Below are 15,573 nucleotides of genomic sequence, written 5' to 3'. Positions count from 1 at the left end.
ATTTAATTCAAGCCGAAAGTCGGATAACAGGTTTGTTCATGCCCAAGGTGAAGATCTCTGCCACCGTCGACCCGGCGCGCCTCAAGCGGGCGAAGGAGCTGACTGGCGTTAGGAGCGTCTCGGAGGTGCTCGATCGGGGACTCGCGGCCCTCATCGAGGACGAGCTGGAACGAATCCACGCCGATGGTTACTCACGGGAGCCTCAAGCCGACGAGACGGTGACCGCCGTCAGCTCAGATGTGTGGGCCGACCTGCCCTGGGATGAGGAGTGAGTCAGACCGCGCCCACCCCCGAACGGGGTGATGTGTGGTTCGCCGACGTTCCCGGCGACAAGCGCCGACCCGTGGTGGTGCTCACCAGGAGTTCGGTCCTGCCTCGGCTAGCGACGATCCTGGTGGCCCCGGTGACCACCCGAGTGAGAGAGATCCCAACCGAGGTCCCACTCGGGCCGGCCCATGGCCTCCCTCGGCGGTGCGTAGCGAATTTCGACAACATCCTGCCGCTGCCAAAAGAGAAGCTCATCCAGCACGTCGGTCGCCTCGACGCGCCGGAGATGAGGCGGGCGTGCGCTGCGGCACGTTTTGCCATCCAGTGTTGACCACGGTTCGTCGCTGACGCGAATCAGGCCGCGTGTAGGGCCTCGAGGAGGCGCCCCAGCTTGTCGAGGTCGGCTGCGCATTAGACGCCGAGGTCTCGTCGCCGGCTAAGGGGATCTCGCCTTGCGCCGGCGCAGCGGAGCGTCTGGGCTCCTTGCTGCCTCAGGCAACTCGTCGGCGAGTTGAACCGGGATGACTTCCACCAGCTGCTCGAGGCCGCGGAACGCCGCCGGGTTGCGGGTGTAGAGCGGGATGCCGGCCGCGCAGGCGGTCGCAGCGACGAGCAGGTCGTCGGTGCGCGGGCCGGTGCCGCGACGGTCGATGGCGGCGTAGATCCGCCCGTAGGCCCGGGCTGCTTCCCCGTCGAAGGGCAGCGGGTCGAAGGCCGCCTCGGCTCGCTGCAGGCGGTCCTGGCGCCGGGCACGCTCGGCCGCGTCGCCGGTGGCGTGGGGTCCGGCGGCGAGCTCGGCCATGGTCACCGCGCTGACGGCCAGCTCGGCGGGCAGGTCGCCGACCGACAACCGGTCGAGGTCGACGACCACCGACGTGTCGACGATCCCTCGGGCCGCCCGAGGCCGTCGGGCTGCGGGGCGCCCTGGCGCCGCCGGTTCAGCCACGAGGCGCGCTGTTCGGGGATCCGAGCCGGTCGAGATCGCCACGCAGCCCGGAGTGGTCGACGCCGGGGGCGTGGCGGAACACGGCGAGCGCGGTGTCCGCGCTCACGAACCGGTGCCGGCGCATCGGGGCCAGCTCGCCGACTGGCGTCCCGTTGCGGGTGACGATGAAGCTCTCCCCGTCATCGAGGCGGCGCATGATGTCGCCGCTTTGGTTGCGCAGCTCCCGCTGGCTGATCTCGGTGGCCACCTCCGGGACCGTAGCATGTCGTGCTACACGGGCTGGAGGGGGCCGATTGCCATCGGGGCCGGTTTGGCTCTACCATGGTCGACCGGCCCGGCGGTCCGTCGCGGCCCGCCGGTGGCACCTGAACCCAGGCTGTCGCCGCCGCTCGCTACAGCTTCACTCTCCCAAGGACTTCGCCGTGCGCACCTACACTCCCAAGCCCGCCGACATCGAGCGTGTCTGGTACGAGGTCGACGCGGACGGCGCCGTCCTCGGACGGCTGGCGACCGAGATCGCCCGCGTGCTGCGGGGCAAGCACAAGCCGATCTTCGCTCCCAACGTCGACACCGGCGATCACGTGATCGTGCTCAACGCGTCCAAGATCGTCATGACCTCCGGCAAGGCCGAGAAGAAGCTGGCCTACCGGCACTCCGGCTACCCGGGCGGCCTGCGGTCCCGGACCTACCAGGAGCTGCTCGACACCAAGCCCGAAGAGGCGGTCAGGCGTGCCGTCAAGGGCATGCTGCCGAAAGGCCCGCTCGGCCGGTCGATGATCAACAAGCTGAAGATCTACTCCGGGCCCACCCACCCCCACTCGGCGCAGCAGCCCAAGCCGCTCACCGTCGACCCCCGCACGCACCGGGCGTCCTGACCCGTACTCACGAGGAGCTTCCCCACCGGATGCCCAAGCCGCTGATCCAATCCACCGGCCGCCGCAAGGCTGCTGTCGCCCGTGTCCGTCTCCGCCCCTCCGGCGGCAGCGAGACCACGGTCGTCACGGTCAACAAGCGACCCATCGCCGACTACTTCCCGTCCGCGACCCACCAGATGATCATCACCGAGCCGCTCCGCCTCACCGAGAAGGACGGCGCTTATGACATCGACGCCACCATGGACGGCGGCGGGATCTCCGGGCAGGCCGGCGCGCTGCGCCTCGGCATCGCCCGGGCCCTGGCGGAGCTCGAGCCCGAGCTTCGCACCTCGCTCAAGCGAGCCGGCTTCCTCACCCGCGACGCCCGCGAGAAGGAATCCAAGAAGTACGGCCTGAAGAAGGCCCGCAAGGCGCCTCAGTACTCCAAGCGCTAATCCCAACCGGAATCGGAGCGGCGACGTGACGCTTCGCTTCGGCACGGACGGCGTTCGGGGCGTGGCCGGCGCCGAGCTCACCCCAGAACTAGTGATGGCCCTCGGGCGGGTGACCGCCCGGGGGCTCGTCGCGTCCGTGCCCCGTTCGTTCGTGGTCGGGCGCGACACCCGCCGGTCCGGTCCGATGCTGGCCGCGGCGCTGGCGGCCGGCCTGGCCGCGGAGGGCGTCGAGGTCATCGACGTCGGTGTGCTGCCCACCCCGGCCGTCGCCGCGCTCTGCGCGGCCCGGGGTCTCCCCGGCGCGGTGATCTCCGCCTCCCACAACCCCTTCGCCGACAACGGCGTGAAGCTCTTCGCCGCCGGCGGCCTCAAGCTCGACGACGCGACCGAGGAACGGCTGGAAGCGGCGTTGCTGGCGGCGGTCGGCGGCTCGTCGCCCCACCCGCCGACGGCGGCCGGCGTCGTGGCCCGCTCGGGGGCCGACATCGGAGGCGTGAACGTCGACCCCGACGCCGCCGAGTGGTATCGCCACCGGGTGGTGGGGGCCCTCGCCGGCCGGCGCCTCGACGGCCTCAAGGTCGCGCTGGACTGCGCCAACGGGGCCGTGTCGGGGGTGGCCGCCTCCGCGGCGCGCGACGCCGGCGCCGAGGTGGTCGCGGTGCTCGGCGCCGCCCCCGACGGCACCAACATCAATCGGGGGACCGGCAGCACCTATCCGGAGCCGCTGGGCGAGCTGGTGGTGGCGGCCGGCGCCGACCTCGGGCTGGCGTTCGACGGGGACGCGGACCGGGTGATCGCCGTGGACGGGATGGGTCGAGTGGTCGACGGTGACCGCCTGCTGGCCCTTTTCGCCACCGATCTACGGGCTCGGGGTGCGCTGGCCGACGACACCGTGGTGGTCACGGTGATGACCAACCTCGGTTTTCACCAGGCGATGGCCGCGGCTGGGATCACCGTGCATCAGACCCAGGTCGGCGACCGCTACGTGCTCGAGGCCCTCGACGCCAACCGGTGGTCCCTCGGCGGGGAGCAGTCGGGGCATGTCATTTTCCGCGACCTGGCTACCACCGGCGACGGGCTGCTCTCGGGCCTGCTGCTCGCCGACCTGGTGGCCCGCTCCGGGCGGTCCCTCGCCGAGCTGGCCGACGGGTCGATGGTCCGCCTCCCCCAGGTGCTGCGCAACGTGGCCGTCGCGGACCGCGACGGGCTCCCCGGCGCCCGGGCGGTGTGGGACGCGGTGCGCGACGCCGAGCGGGCCCTCGACGGCCGGGGCCGGGTCCTGCTCCGCCCGAGCGGGACCGAACGACTGGTCCGGGTGATGGTGGAAGCGCCGAGCGAGGAGGAAGCCGACCAGGTGGCCCTCCACCTGGCCGACGCGGTGACCGGAGCGCTCGGCAGCCCCTGAGCAGCCCGTCCGCCGGACCGGTCGCAGCGGGCGCTCCTCCCGCCAGCGCCGCCGGCGGCTATGACCTTGGTCACTTCGTCCGCTTTTCTCCGATTAGCGCGTAACGAGGAGGGGGTGCGCGGCGATAGCGGTGAGATGAACCCGTTGCCCGCCTCGACCTCATGGGAGGACGTCCTCGCCGGCGCCCGCCGGGGCGACGACGACTGCTTCGCCGTGCTGTGGCGGTGGCTGCAGCCGGCGCTGATCGGATGGCTACGGGTGATCGCCCCCGGTGTGGAGGAGGAAGCCGCGGCGGAGACGTGGATAAGCGTGACGCAGAGCCTGGAGCGTTTCGAGGGTGACGCCGGCACGTTTCGAAGCTGGGTGTTCACCATCGCCCGCCGCCGCGCCGTCGACGCGCACCGTGTCCGCACCCGCCTACCGGAGCCGACCGACATGAACCATCACGAGACCCCGGCACCGATCGACGACCCGAGCATCGAAGTCACCGAGAGCCTGGCCAGCGAGGAAGCCGTGCGTCTCCTCCGCCGGCTCCCGGCCACCCAGGGGCAGGTCGTGTCCCTGCGGGTGGTGGCCGGCCTGTCGGTCGCCGAGACCGCCCGGGCCCTCGGCAAGAGCGAAGGCGCGGTCCGGGTGCTGTGCCACCGGGGCCTGCAGCACCTCGCCGGGCTCCTCGACACCGACAGCGTCGACGCCGACGCCGAGGTCGCGTCGTGAGGTGGCCGACGCTCGGCCGTGACCGCGGCGCCGACCGGATGGCCCCGCCGCTGGCCGACGATCTAGTCGAGGCGGTCCTCAGCGGCGAGGACCGCCCCGACCTGCCCGAGGCCTACCGGAGAGTCGCCAGGGTCATGGCCGCCGCCCGCCAGATCGGCGAGCAGCCAGCCGCCGGCGAGGAAGCGGCGCGCGCCGCCTACCGGGCGCTGCGCCCGACCGGAACCGCCGGGGCCGTCACCGGCCAGCTCTCTAGCGGCCAGATCCCTACCGGCCAGCTCCCTGCCGGCCAGCTCCCTGCCGGCCAGCTCCCTGCCGGCCAGGTCCCTGCCGGCCAGCTCCCTGCCGGCCAGGTCCCTGCCGGCCAGGTCCCTGCCGGCCAGGTCCCTGCCGGCCAGGTCCCTCCCGGCCCAAGCGGACCCGCCGCGCCGGCCGCTCGGACCGCCGTCCCGGCCTCCAGGCCCGTCGCCCCGGTCGCCGAGCGGGCCGCCCCGACCGTCCCCGCCGGGAACCGTGCCGGTCGACGGGCCGCGGCGCGCCGCGCCGCGCACGCCGGCGGCCGGGTCGGAGTGATCGCGGCGGCGGCGGTATTGGCGACCGGCGCCACCGCGGCGGCCGCGGCCAGCGGGCACCTACCGGCGCCGGTGCAGCGAGCGACCAGCCACTGGCTGGCCGGCGCCGGTATCCACGTCCCCGAACCCGCAGCCCGCCCCGCCGCCGCGGCCCTCGCCCGCCCGGCCCGCACCCCCGAAGACCCGTCCGAGGCGGGGGCAGGCCAGATCGCAGCCGGCGTCACCACCGCGCCCGCCTCGGGGGCCGGCCGGGGCGCCGCGCCGGGCGCCGCGGCGCCCGCCGCCCCCGACGGCGGCCCGATCCCGCCCGACGCGGCCCCGGCCGCCGGGCCCAGCCAAGACGGGACCCGCCGAGACGGGACCAGCAGTGACCCCCCCGGCGCTGCGAGCGACCCCCGAGGGTTCCAGGGCAGCCGGCCGCCGGCCGACGGCCGCGGCTCGCGCCCGCCGACCGACGGCCAGCCCCCCGGGTCCGCGCCGCCCGACGCCGGCCGGTGGAGCGGGCCGGGCGGGGGAACCCGGCAGCCGGCGAGCGCCCAGCCCGGCGGGCCGGAGCCCTCGAGCACCACCACCTCCACGACGTCGACGACCTCGACCACGGTGCCGGCCGAGGCGCCCGCCGGCACCGCCCCGACCACGACGCTGCCCTAAGCGCCCGGGCGCCAGCCCACCCCGCCGCTTTCCCCCCGCCGTCCCCGAACCTCCGACCCCCCCGGAAGAGGACCCGCATGCACCCCCTGCTCCTTGCTGTCTACAGCGCGTTCTCGGCGCTGCTGTTCGCCATCGCCGCCGGCACCCTCTGGTGGATGCTGCACGCATGGCGGACCCCTGAGGTGCTGCGCGGGACCGGCTTCCAGGTGGCTCAGAGCCAGCCGCAGCTGTCGTTCTCGCTGCTCGTCCCCGGCCGCCACGAGGAGGCGGTGATGGGGGCCACCCTCGACACGCTGATGGCTTCGGACCACCCGGACTTCGAGGTCATCGCCATCGTCGGCCACGACGACCACGCCACCCGCGAGGTCGCGGAGGCCGCCGCCCGCCGGCACGGCCCGCGGCTCAAAGTCGTCGTCGACGAGAACTGGCCGAAGAACAAACCCAAAGCCCTCAACACCGCCCTGCCGCACTGCACCGGCGACGTGGTCGGCGTGTTCGACGCCGAGGACGAGGTGGACCCCCGACTGCTGCGCCAAGTAGACGCCACCTTCAGCGAGTCCGGCGCCCACATCGTGCAAGGCGGCGTCCAGCTCATGAACTTCCGGACCACCTGGTACTCGCTGCGCAACTGCCTGGAGTACTTCTTCTGGTTCCGCAGCCGGCTGCACCTCCACGCCGAGCACCGTTTCATCCCCCTCGGCGGCAACACGGTCTTCGTCCGGACCCCGGTGTTGCGGGCGGTGGACGGCTGGGACGCCGAGTGCCTGGCGGAGGACTGCGAGCTGGGGGTGCGCCTCTCCACCCTCGGCGCCAAGGTGGCCATCGCTTACAGCGCCGACCTGGTGACGCGCGAGGAAACCCCTGACACCCTCCGCAGCCTGTTCAAGCAGCGGACCCGCTGGAATCAAGGGTTCCTGCAGGTGCTGCGCAAGGGGGAGTGGCGTCACCTACCCAGCCGCCGCCAGCGCCTCCTGGCCCGCTACACCCTGTCGATGCCGTTCCTGCAGGCCTTCGCCGGGCTCGGGCTGCTGGTCTCGCTGGCCACCGCTTTGTGGATGAAGGCTCCGGTGGTGCTGGCGTTGCTGTCGTTCCTGCCGGCGGTGCCGACGCTGGTGTCCCTGGCGTTCGAGATGGCCGGGCTGCGGGAGTTCTGCCGCCTCTACTACGTCCGGCCCCGGGCGTGGGACTACGCCCGGCTGCTGGCGGGCATGTTCCCCTACCAGTTGGTCCTGGCCGCCGCGGCGGTGCGGGCGGTGGTCCGAGAAGCCCTCGGCCAGCGGGGCTGGGAGAAGACCGCCCACGTCGGCGCCCACCGCGCCGGCGACACCGCCGCCGTCCGACCGCAGGAGGCCTACTCGTGACCGCCACCGCCACCGACCTCGAGGCGCTGGGCCTGCGCCGCCCCGAACCCGGCGACGTCGGTCCCGACGACGTCCTCACCCTCCGCCGGCGGCTGTGGGTGTGGGGCGGGCTGCACCGGGCCAGCCTGCTCATCGTCGGTGGGCTCCTGGCCGTCGCCGGGGCGGTGCACGGCTGGGGCGCCGCCCACTCGCCGGCGCTGACCGACGACGAGGGAACCTACATGGCCCAGGCGTGGGCGGTGCAGGTGCAACACACCCTCGCCCCCTACACCTACTGGTACGACCACCCGCCTCTGGCGTGGCTGCAGATCGCCGGCTGGACGTGGCTCACCGGGTCGTTCCGCCCGTCCGTGGACGCCATCGACGCCGGCCGCCAGCTCATGGTCATCGCGTCGATGATCTCCTCCGGGCTGCTCTACGTCCTGTCCCGCCGCTTGGAGATGCGCCGCTGGACCGCCGCGGTGGTGGTGGCGCTGTTCGCCCTCAGCCCTCTGGCCGTCGACTACCAGCGGCTGGTGCTGCTCGACAACGTCGCGGTCCCGTGGCTGCTCGCCGCCATGGTGCTGGCCGCGTCGCCGCGCCGCAGCCTGTGGGCCGCGTCGGCGGCGGGGGCGTGCATGGCGGTGTCGATCCTGAGCAAGGAGACGTTCCTGCTGTTCCTGCCCGCGGTGGCGGTCCTTTTGTGGGTGCGCGCCGACCGGCGGACCCGCAGCTTCTGCCTCACCGGCTTCGCCGCCACGTTCGTGCTGCTGGCGGCGGCCTACCCGCTCTACGCCACCCTCAAAGGGGAGCTGATCCCCGGCAAGGGGCACGTCAGCCTGTGGCAGGCGGTCGACTTCCAGCTCTTCGCCCGCCAGTCCTCGGGCAGCCTCTTCGCCGCCGGCTCCAACGCCCACACCACCGCCGCCAACTGGCTCCACCTCGACGCCTGGCTGCTCGGCGTCGGCCTCCTGGCCCTGCCGGTGTCCCTGAGCGCGCGGCGGGCGTGGCCGGTGATCGTCGCCCTCGCCGTGCCGCTGCTCACCATCCTCCGCGGCGGTTACCTGCCCGACCCGTTCGTCATCGGGCTGCTGCCGTTCGCGGCGCTGTCGGTCGGCATGGCCCTCGACGTCCTCGCCGGGCCGCGCCCCGCCGGACCGGACCGGACCGGCCCGCAGCGGCCGGCGTCGTTGGTGGAGCGGATGGCGCGCACCGCCGGAGCGGCCCGCCGGCCCAGCGGGCGCGGCGCGCTCGCCGCCGGCGTGGCCGTGGCCCTGGTGTTAACCGTCGCCCCCCGCTGGGACCACGGCGACCGGGCCTTGGCCGCCGCCAACGCCACCACCCCGGTGTGGTCCGCGGAGACCTGGATCGAGCAGCACGTCTCCAAGAACCAGAGGCTGATCGTCGACGACAGCATCTGGGTCGACCTGGTCGAGCACGGATTCGACCCGGATCTCGGCGTCGTGTGGTTCTACAAGCTCGACAACAGCAACAACTTGGACCCGTCGGTGTCGCGGGCGCTCCCGCAGGGGTGGAAGGACTTCGGCTACATCGTCTCCACCCCGGTCATCCGCTCCGCCCTGGCCCAGATGCCAGGGCAGCTGACACCGGTGCGCGACGCCATCGGGTCCTCGCAGGTGGTCGCCTCCTTCGGTGCGGGGGCCGCCACCGTCCAGGTTCGCCGCATCACCGTGCCCGGCCGGACCTGGCCCACCACCGTCCGCCGGCCCGCCCCGGCCCCCGCCCGCCCCTGACGGGGCGCCCCCGCCTGCCCGCCGACCCCGAACGCCCGCCAACCAGAGGAGCCCCGAACATGGCTGTCACCGAAGAGACCACAACCCCGCAGTTCGCTCACGCCGTGCGCGGCTACGACCGCTTCCAAGTCGACGAGTACATCGGCCGGCTCAACGAGTGGGCCGCCGGCGCGCAGGCCCGCGCCGAGCACGCCGAGCGGCGCGCCGCCACCTCCGAGGAGGAGGTGCGCGCCCTCCACCACCGCCTCAACCAGCTGGAAGCAGAACGACCCGCAACCCCCGAAGCCGCGGTGAGCGCGGCCGCGGAGCGGGTGTCGGGCGCGGTCGCCGCCGGCCTGCGCGAGATAGAACAGATCCGGGCCCGCGCCGCCCAGGAGGCCGACCGACTGGTAGCCGACGCCCGCCAGCAGGCGGTCGAGCTGGTCGAGTCGGCCCGCCAGTCGATGGCGGCGATCGGCGAGGCCGGCGCCAAGGAACGCCAGGAGGCCACCGTCCACGCCCGCAGCATGATCGACCAGGCCACCTCCAAAGCCGCCGACGTACGCCGCCAGGCCGACGACGCCGCCCAACAGCTGCTCCGCGACGCCAAAGCCAGGGCCGAGGAAATGATCGCAGCCGCCGAGGCCGACGCCGCCGACCGCCGCCGCCAGTCCGACGACGAGACCCGCCGCCAGCAGGAGGCCATCAACCGTCTCGTCGCCGAGCGCCAGCAGATCAAGCAGGACCTGGGCCGCCTGCGCGGCGCCATCCACACGCTCATCGCCGAGCCGCTCGACGGGCACGACGCCGAAGGCGCCTCCGGGGACCAGACCGCGGTCATCGACCTGCGCGCCGGCGCCGGCCAACCGCAGGCGGCCGCCCCCGGCCGCAAGTGACCGCCACCGTCGGCGGGCTGCGTCGCTCCGCCCGGCGGGTCGCGGGACGCGGGATCCTCGGGCTTCTAGTCGCCGCGCTGCTCGCCGTCGGCGTAGCCTGGGGGGTCTCCGCGTCCTCGGGCCGCGCCGCCTCCTTCCCGGAGACGGTCACCCCGGCCGACTCGCCCGGAGCGTTCCTCGCCGGCTACGAGCAGCCCGACGGGCGGGTGGTGCGACGCGACCAGGGCGGCGACACCGTGAGCGAGGGTCAGGCGTACGCCATGCTGGTCGCCGCGGCCATCGGCGACCGGGCCCGTTTCGCCGCGGCGTGGACGTGGGCCTCCGCTCACCTGCTCGAACCCGACGGGCTGCTGGCCTGGCACTGGCAGGACGGGGTGGTCACCGGTGCCGAACCGGCCGCCGACGCCGACGTGGGCGCCGCCGCCGGTCTGGTCAGCGCGTCCATCCGGTGGCGGGACCCGTCGTACCTGGCGGCCGCCCGGCGCCTCGCCGCCGCGGTCGTCGCCCACGAGACGGTCCCGACCGCGACCGGCCCGGTGCTGGCCGCCGGGCCGTGGGCCACCACCCAACCGCCCCGCGTCGACCCGTCCTACCTGTCTCCCGAAGAGCTCGGGGTGCTCGCCGCCGCGCTCGGCGGGCCGTGGCCGGCGCTGGCCGCCAGCGCCGACCGTCAGCTGCAGGCCCTCACCGCCGGCGGCACGCTCCCGTCCGACTGGGCGGTGGTCGGCAGCGACGGGGCGGTGCACCCCGCCAGCCCGCCCGGCACCCCGAGCGCCCCGGTCCGCTACGGCTTCGACGCGGCGCGGGCGCCGATATGGCTGGCCGGCGCCTGCCTCCCCGCCTACCGCGCCGCCGCGGCCGGCCTGCTGCCGGCCCTGCGACGCGGCGGCGGCCAGCTGGAGCTGGACCTCGGCGGCAAGCCGTCGCCGGGGCTGCCCAGCCCGGTCGGCACCCTGGCGCTGGCTGCCGCCACCGCGGCCTCAGGCGACCAGCCAGCAGCCGCCGCCCTGGAGGCCAAGGCGGCAGCGGCCGACCGGGCCCATCCCACCTACTACGGAGCCGCGTGGCTGGCCCTCACCACCTTGACCCTCGACCACCGACTGGAGACGTGCCCGTGACCGACGCCACGATCATCGTCCCGACCCGCCACGAGGCGGACAACGCGCCGGTGCTCGCGGCGCGAGCGTCGCTGTGCCTGGCGGGGTCGGGCCTCGACGCCGAACTGCTCTTCGTCGACGACTCCGACGACCACACCCCGACGGTGCTGGCCGACCTGGCGGAGCGCTACGGCCCCGTCGGGGTGCTGCACCGCTCGGCCGGGGAGCGCCGCGGCGGGCTGGCCGGTGCGGTGCTCGCGGGGATCGCGGCGACCGACTCGGAGGTGGTGGCGGTGATGGACGGCGACTTGCAGCACCCGCCGGAGCTGCTCGGCGCGCTGATCGCGCCGGTGCTCGGCGGGGACGCCGACATCGCGATCGCCACCCGCTACGCCGGCGGGGGAGCGGCCGGCGGGCTGGCCGGTCCCGGCCGGCGGCTGGTGTCGCGGGCGTCGCGGCGGGCGGTCGGGCTGGTGCTGCCCCGGCTGCGCTCGATCAGCGACCCTCTCGGCGGGTACTTCGCGATGCGCCGCTCGGTGGTGGACGGCGCGGCGCTCCAGCCCGACGGGTTCAAGATCCTCCTCGAGGTCCTCGCCGGCGGAAGCTGGGAGCGGACCGTCGAGGTGCCCTACTCGTTCGCGCCCCGCCACGCCGGGACGTCGAACGCCTCGGTGGAGACAGGCTGGCGGTTCGTGCGCCAACTGGGGCGCCTGGCCGGGGCGTGATCCGTGCGCCGGGCCGATCCTGGCAGAGGCGCAAAGCGGCGGAGGCGCGTTCATGAAGCGCGCCTCGTCGGCGCCGAGCCCACGACGCTCAGGCCTTCGGTGAGACTATGAGATCACCTTCTCGTTGACAGGCCTCGTCCGTCCAGCGCCGGTAGCCGACGACTCCTTCGCAGGGTCATACTGCAGGGGTGATCGAGGCGGTCGTGTTCGACTTGGACGGAGTGCTGCTCGATTCTGAGATCCTCTGGGACGGCGCGCGTCGCCGGGTCGCCGACGAGCACGGCGGGCGGTGGCGCCCAGACGCGACCTCCGACATGCAGGGCATGAGCTCGGTCGAATGGTCGACGTACCTGCGAGACCAGATCGGCGTCGAACTCGACAAGGAGCGGATCGTCGAGCTGGTGGTGGCTGCGCTGCTCGCGCGTTACCGACATCATTTGCCCCTGCTACCCGGCGCACTCGACGCGGTTGCAAGGATCGGGCGACGTTGGCCGCTAGCGCTGGCCTCATCGGCGAACCGGCCCGTGATCAATGAGTTTCTAGCCCTGAGCGGCTTGACCGACGCCTTCTTGGTCACCGTGTCGTCGGAGGAAGTGCCGAGAGGCAAGCCCCATCCCGATGTCTACCTGGAGGTATGCCGGTGCCTTCGGGTGCCATCGCGTCGCTGCGTTGCCATCGAGGACTCGTCCAACGGGATCAAGGCGGCACTGGCTGCCGGCATGCGGGTGGCGGCTGTACCGAACCGGGAATTCCCACCCGAGGCCGGGGTGCTGGCTCGAGCCGACCTGGTGGTCCACCAGCTCGATGACCTCACCGTGTCGAGGCTCAGCCGGCTGGGCGACGAACCCGAGCAAAGCGCCGTCGACCCGGTCGACGAGCAGGAGATGGAGTCCTTCCCCGCCTCCGACTCCCACTCCGACTGGGCGGGGCCATCCGCCTAGCCGGCCCGACGGTCCCTGGAAGGTAGACCGGGGGCGCAGCTGGATCCCGATGGTTAGTCTGGGCGTCGTGTTGCGTCCTGAAAGCTGGACCAGACCAGCGGGTGAGAGTCCCGTCCGGGTAATCGCCGGAGAGCCCGGTAGCAGGCCCCGGTTCGTCGCGGAGACGTGGCGGGCTGAGCGGGGCGTCAAGAGCCTCTTTGGAGGGAGCAAGCGTGCGGGCCGTAGTGCCACCAGGCGCGAGTCCTGCAGCCTCGTCACATTCACAATGGGGGAGCCGAGCCGCTCACATCACGGCGAAGGCCCATGTCCGACCTCCTGGCCAGTTCCGGAGATGCCCTTGGTCGGGTCCCCTCGGGGTACGGGGAGCGGCACGTACGCAAGGTTTGGGTCGGAACAGGAGAGACCCGTCTGTGCAGCCTTGTCAGCAAAGACCGATCGTATAAGCCGATGGTGAAATCGAGCGGAGCACAGCGGGAGTCCGACGGGGTCGTAGTACCGTTGATCGCCGGGATGAACCCGGCGGGAGGGAAGGGCCCCGACTTCGGTCAGGCTGGTCGAGCGGGTAAGCGCGAGGGCATGGCTGGGACCGCCCAGCCCAACTACCCCGAGGGGCGCCATGTGGCCCCGGTCAAAGTGCGACAACTGCAGAACCGGCTATGGGCTACGGCCAAGCAGTCTCCGGATCGGCGTTTCCACGCCCTGTATGACCGCATCTACAGGAGTGACGTTCTGTGGGAGGCGTGGGAGCGGGTTCGGGCTAATCGTGGCGCTGCGGGGGTCGACGGATTGACCTTGGCGGCGGTGGAGGACTACGGGGTTCATCGGATGCTCGATGAACTGGCTGAGCGCCTCCGTGCAGGCATCTACCGTCCGGCGCCGGTGCGCCGGGTGGAGATACCAAAGCCTGATGGCTCCAAGAGGCCGTTGGGCATTCCTGGCGTAGTGGACAGGGTGTGCCAGCAGGCAGCGAAGATTGTCCTCGAACCGATATTCGAGTCCGACTTTCTGCCCTGCTCGTTCGGGTTCCGCCCGAAGCGGTCGGCCACCGACGCCTTGGAGCGGTTGCGGGTCGGTTTTATCGAAGGCTACGAGTTCGTCTTCGAGGCCGACATCGCCGACTTCTTCGGGAGCTTGGACCAGGACATATTGATGTCTCTGGTCGAGGCTCGGGTATCGGACCGGCGGGTACTCAAACTGCTGCGACAGTGGCTGCGTGCGGGTGTGTTGGCCGATGGGGTGGTTTCCGAGACGGTCACCGGGACACCTCAGGGCGGGGTGATCTCGCCGCTGTTGGCCAACATCTACTTGCATGCATTCGACCGGGCCTGGGTTGAGCGTGGCACCGGGGAAGTCGTCCGCTATGCGGACGACTTCGTGGTGATGTGCACATCTCAGGAACAGGCCGAGCAAGCCCGTGAGACGGCGAGAGCCATCTTGGGTGACCTCGGGTTGAGGCTGCACCCGGACAAGACCCGTGTGGTCGAACTCCGGGGTGGCAAGGAGGGTTTCGACTTCCTCGGTTGCCATCTTCATGCCCGTATGTCTGGCAAGCAGTGGGAGCAGCGGCGCATTGTCCGCTACTACCTGCACCGCTGGCCCTCGCAGCGGTCGATGAAGAGGGCTCGACAGCGAGTCAAGGCCCTGACCGGTCGAAGCCAGGTGGGGATGGAGTTACAAGCCGTCATCGGACGGCTGAACCTGTTCCTACGGGGATGGGGCAACTACTTTCGCACCGGGAACGCTGGCAACAAGTTCATCGAACTTGACCGCTACGTAGCGTGGCGACTCCGCCGCTTGCTCATCAAGAAGCGAGGTCGCAATCTCCGTGCTGGTCAAGCGGACCGTTGGAAGCGCACCTGGTTCCATGACCAGGGCCTGCACAAGCTCATGGGAACTATCCGATATCCGAAGGCAGCGTAACCATGTCAAGAAGACCGTCGTTAAGCCGTATGCGGGAAAACCGCACGTACGGATTGAAAGGGGGATGGGGAAACGGGCTCACCAGAGCACCGCGCCCCTGACTACCAGTGGGCGCATCGGTCCTGGTGTGCGGAGCGGTCTTCGACGGGGTCTCCGACGAGATCGTCGGGCCAACGCAGATCCTGGTGCGTGACGGCCTGATCGCCGAGATCGGCCCGGCCGTGCACCGCCCCGACGGGGCAGAGGTGATCGACCTGTCGCAGCGCACGGTCAGCCCGGGGTTCATCGACACCCATGTCCACCTGACCATGGACGCCTCCGATCTGGCGCTCCAGACCTTGCAGTCCTCCGCTGCGAAGGCCCTCAAGGGCCTCCACCTGGCCCAGCAGTATCTCCAGTACGGCTTCACGACGCTGCGCGACCTGGGAAGCATGGACCCGGAGTTCCCGACGGTCGATCTCCGAGACGCCATCAACGCTGGCCTTGTGACCGGACCCCGGCTCGTGGTCGCCCCCCACGTGATCAGCGCGTCCGCCGGCCACGGCGACATGAGCGGCTTCTACCCGCCCCGATGGGAGCTTCCGGTATCCACGCTCGCCGACAGCGCCCCCGAGATCCGCCGGGTCGTGCGCCGCGAGCACGCCCATGGCGCCGACTGGATCAAGACCGCCAACGCCGGCGGCTACTTCAGCGTGGGAGACGACCCCGCCAGCGGCACGTGGTTCGACGACGAGATGGAGGAGCTTTGTGCCACCGCCCGGCTCCTGGGGCTGCCGGTCGCGGTGCACACCGGCGGCGCGGAGGCTTGTAAGCAAGCGGTGCGTTGCGGGGCCCGCAGCCTCGAGCACGCCTACCTGATCGACGAGGAGGCCATCGACATGGCCGAGCGCTCGGGTACCTACGTCGTGCCCACCATGCAGATGACCCGCGAGGACCTAGACATCCCACGGGTCTAACTGTCAAGCAGCTTCTTGTTCACGGTGGCCCCAGGCGGTGTGCTCGTCGTAGAGCGTGTGGTGTCCTAGGCAGCCGTGGAGGATGCCGACGAGCCGGTTGG

17 protein-coding genes are annotated in these 15,573 nt (G+C 72.1%); 15 read left to right on the top strand and 2 right to left on the bottom strand.

Features of this window, described 5'->3' with window-relative positions:
• Nucleotides 1–38 precede the first annotated feature (38 nt).
• Together K6U06_RS18115 and K6U06_RS24815 are read left to right on the top strand one after the other, a co-directional pair.
• Nucleotides 39–272 carry a hypothetical protein gene (locus tag K6U06_RS18115; RefSeq protein WP_262323372.1) on the top strand — a complete coding sequence of 78 codons (234 nt, stop codon included), beginning with the start codon at nucleotides 39–41 and terminating at the stop codon, nucleotides 270–272.
• On the top strand, nucleotides 269–598 hold the full coding sequence (locus K6U06_RS24815) for a type II toxin-antitoxin system PemK/MazF family toxin (protein ID WP_410051088.1): 330 nt from the start codon (nucleotides 269–271) through the stop codon (nucleotides 596–598). Before K6U06_RS18115 ends, K6U06_RS24815 begins: the two co-directional genes overlap by 4 nt.
• Before the next feature lie 105 nt (nucleotides 599–703).
• On the opposite strand, the gene K6U06_RS18110 is transcribed toward K6U06_RS24815, so the two are convergent.
• Nucleotides 704–1,213, bottom strand: a complete 510-nt coding sequence (locus K6U06_RS18110) for a type II toxin-antitoxin system VapC family toxin (RefSeq protein WP_262323371.1) — start codon at nucleotides 1,211–1,213, stop codon at nucleotides 704–706.
• Nucleotides 1,206–1,460: a type II toxin-antitoxin system Phd/YefM family antitoxin gene (locus K6U06_RS18105; protein WP_262323370.1), complete on the bottom strand. Its 255-nt coding sequence runs from the start codon at nucleotides 1,458–1,460 to the stop codon at nucleotides 1,206–1,208. The genes K6U06_RS18110 and K6U06_RS18105 overlap by 8 nt, the downstream gene beginning before the upstream one ends.
• Nucleotides 1,461–1,635: 175 nt before the next feature.
• On the opposite strand from K6U06_RS18105, the gene rplM reads away from it, so the two are divergent.
• The 13 genes from rplM to K6U06_RS18040 all read left to right on the top strand — a co-directional run bounded on the left by rplM (nucleotide 1,636) and on the right by K6U06_RS18040 (nucleotide 15,472).
• The gene (rplM, locus tag K6U06_RS18100) at nucleotides 1,636–2,088 is read left to right on the top strand and encodes a 50S ribosomal protein L13 (protein WP_262323369.1); all 453 of its coding nucleotides are present in this window, start codon (nucleotides 1,636–1,638) and stop codon (nucleotides 2,086–2,088) included.
• Between the two features lie 29 nt (nucleotides 2,089–2,117).
• Nucleotides 2,118–2,522, top strand: a complete 405-nt coding sequence (rpsI, locus tag K6U06_RS18095; RefSeq protein WP_262323368.1) for a 30S ribosomal protein S9 — start codon at nucleotides 2,118–2,120, stop codon at nucleotides 2,520–2,522.
• 25 nt (nucleotides 2,523–2,547) lie between these two features.
• On the top strand, nucleotides 2,548–3,927 hold the full coding sequence (gene glmM / locus K6U06_RS18090) for a phosphoglucosamine mutase (RefSeq protein ID WP_262323367.1): 1,380 nt from the start codon (nucleotides 2,548–2,550) through the stop codon (nucleotides 3,925–3,927).
• A 114-nt stretch (nucleotides 3,928–4,041) separates the two neighbouring features.
• The gene (locus tag K6U06_RS18085; protein ID WP_262323366.1) at nucleotides 4,042–4,644 is read left to right on the top strand and encodes an RNA polymerase sigma factor; all 603 of its coding nucleotides are present in this window, start codon (nucleotides 4,042–4,044) and stop codon (nucleotides 4,642–4,644) included.
• Complete coding sequence (locus K6U06_RS18080) at nucleotides 4,641–5,864, top strand: hypothetical protein (RefSeq protein ID WP_262323365.1); 1,224 nt, start codon at nucleotides 4,641–4,643, stop codon at nucleotides 5,862–5,864. Before K6U06_RS18085 ends, K6U06_RS18080 begins: the two co-directional genes overlap by 4 nt.
• 77 nt (nucleotides 5,865–5,941) lie before the next feature.
• Nucleotides 5,942–7,225 carry a glycosyltransferase gene (locus tag K6U06_RS18075; protein WP_262323364.1) on the top strand — a complete coding sequence of 428 codons (1,284 nt, stop codon included), beginning with the start codon at nucleotides 5,942–5,944 and terminating at the stop codon, nucleotides 7,223–7,225.
• On the top strand, nucleotides 7,222–8,958 hold the full coding sequence (locus tag K6U06_RS18070; RefSeq protein WP_262323363.1) for an ArnT family glycosyltransferase: 1,737 nt from the start codon (nucleotides 7,222–7,224) through the stop codon (nucleotides 8,956–8,958). Before K6U06_RS18075 ends, K6U06_RS18070 begins: the two co-directional genes overlap by 4 nt.
• 59 nt (nucleotides 8,959–9,017) lie before the next feature.
• The gene (locus tag K6U06_RS18065) at nucleotides 9,018–9,833 is read left to right on the top strand and encodes a hypothetical protein (protein ID WP_262323362.1); all 816 of its coding nucleotides are present in this window, start codon (nucleotides 9,018–9,020) and stop codon (nucleotides 9,831–9,833) included.
• Nucleotides 9,830–10,951: a glycosyl hydrolase family 8 gene (locus K6U06_RS18060; RefSeq protein WP_262323361.1), complete on the top strand. Its 1,122-nt coding sequence runs from the start codon at nucleotides 9,830–9,832 to the stop codon at nucleotides 10,949–10,951. Before K6U06_RS18065 ends, K6U06_RS18060 begins: the two co-directional genes overlap by 4 nt.
• Nucleotides 10,942–11,655, top strand: a complete 714-nt coding sequence (locus K6U06_RS18055) for a glycosyltransferase (protein WP_262323360.1) — start codon at nucleotides 10,942–10,944, stop codon at nucleotides 11,653–11,655. The genes K6U06_RS18060 and K6U06_RS18055 overlap by 10 nt, the downstream gene beginning before the upstream one ends.
• 188 nt (nucleotides 11,656–11,843) lie before the next feature.
• Nucleotides 11,844–12,596, top strand: coding sequence for an HAD family hydrolase (locus K6U06_RS18050; protein ID WP_262323359.1), 753 nt, complete (start codon nucleotides 11,844–11,846; stop codon nucleotides 12,594–12,596).
• Between the two features lie 447 nt (nucleotides 12,597–13,043).
• A complete protein-coding gene (ltrA, locus tag K6U06_RS18045) occupies nucleotides 13,044–14,516 on the top strand; it encodes a group II intron reverse transcriptase/maturase (protein WP_262323358.1) in 1,473 nt (490 codons plus the stop codon).
• A 107-nt stretch (nucleotides 14,517–14,623) separates the two neighbouring features.
• Nucleotides 14,624–15,472: an amidohydrolase family protein gene (locus tag K6U06_RS18040; protein ID WP_262323357.1), complete on the top strand. Its 849-nt coding sequence runs from the start codon at nucleotides 14,624–14,626 to the stop codon at nucleotides 15,470–15,472.
• Nucleotides 15,473–15,573 lie beyond the last annotated feature (101 nt).

Source organism: Acidiferrimicrobium sp. IK (assembly GCF_025499425.1).
Classification (GTDB): Bacteria; Actinomycetota; Acidimicrobiia; order Acidimicrobiales; family Palsa-688; genus Acidiferrimicrobium.
The sequence above is the reverse complement of the archived record's forward strand: the minus strand, read 5'-3'. Positions and strand labels throughout refer to the sequence as shown.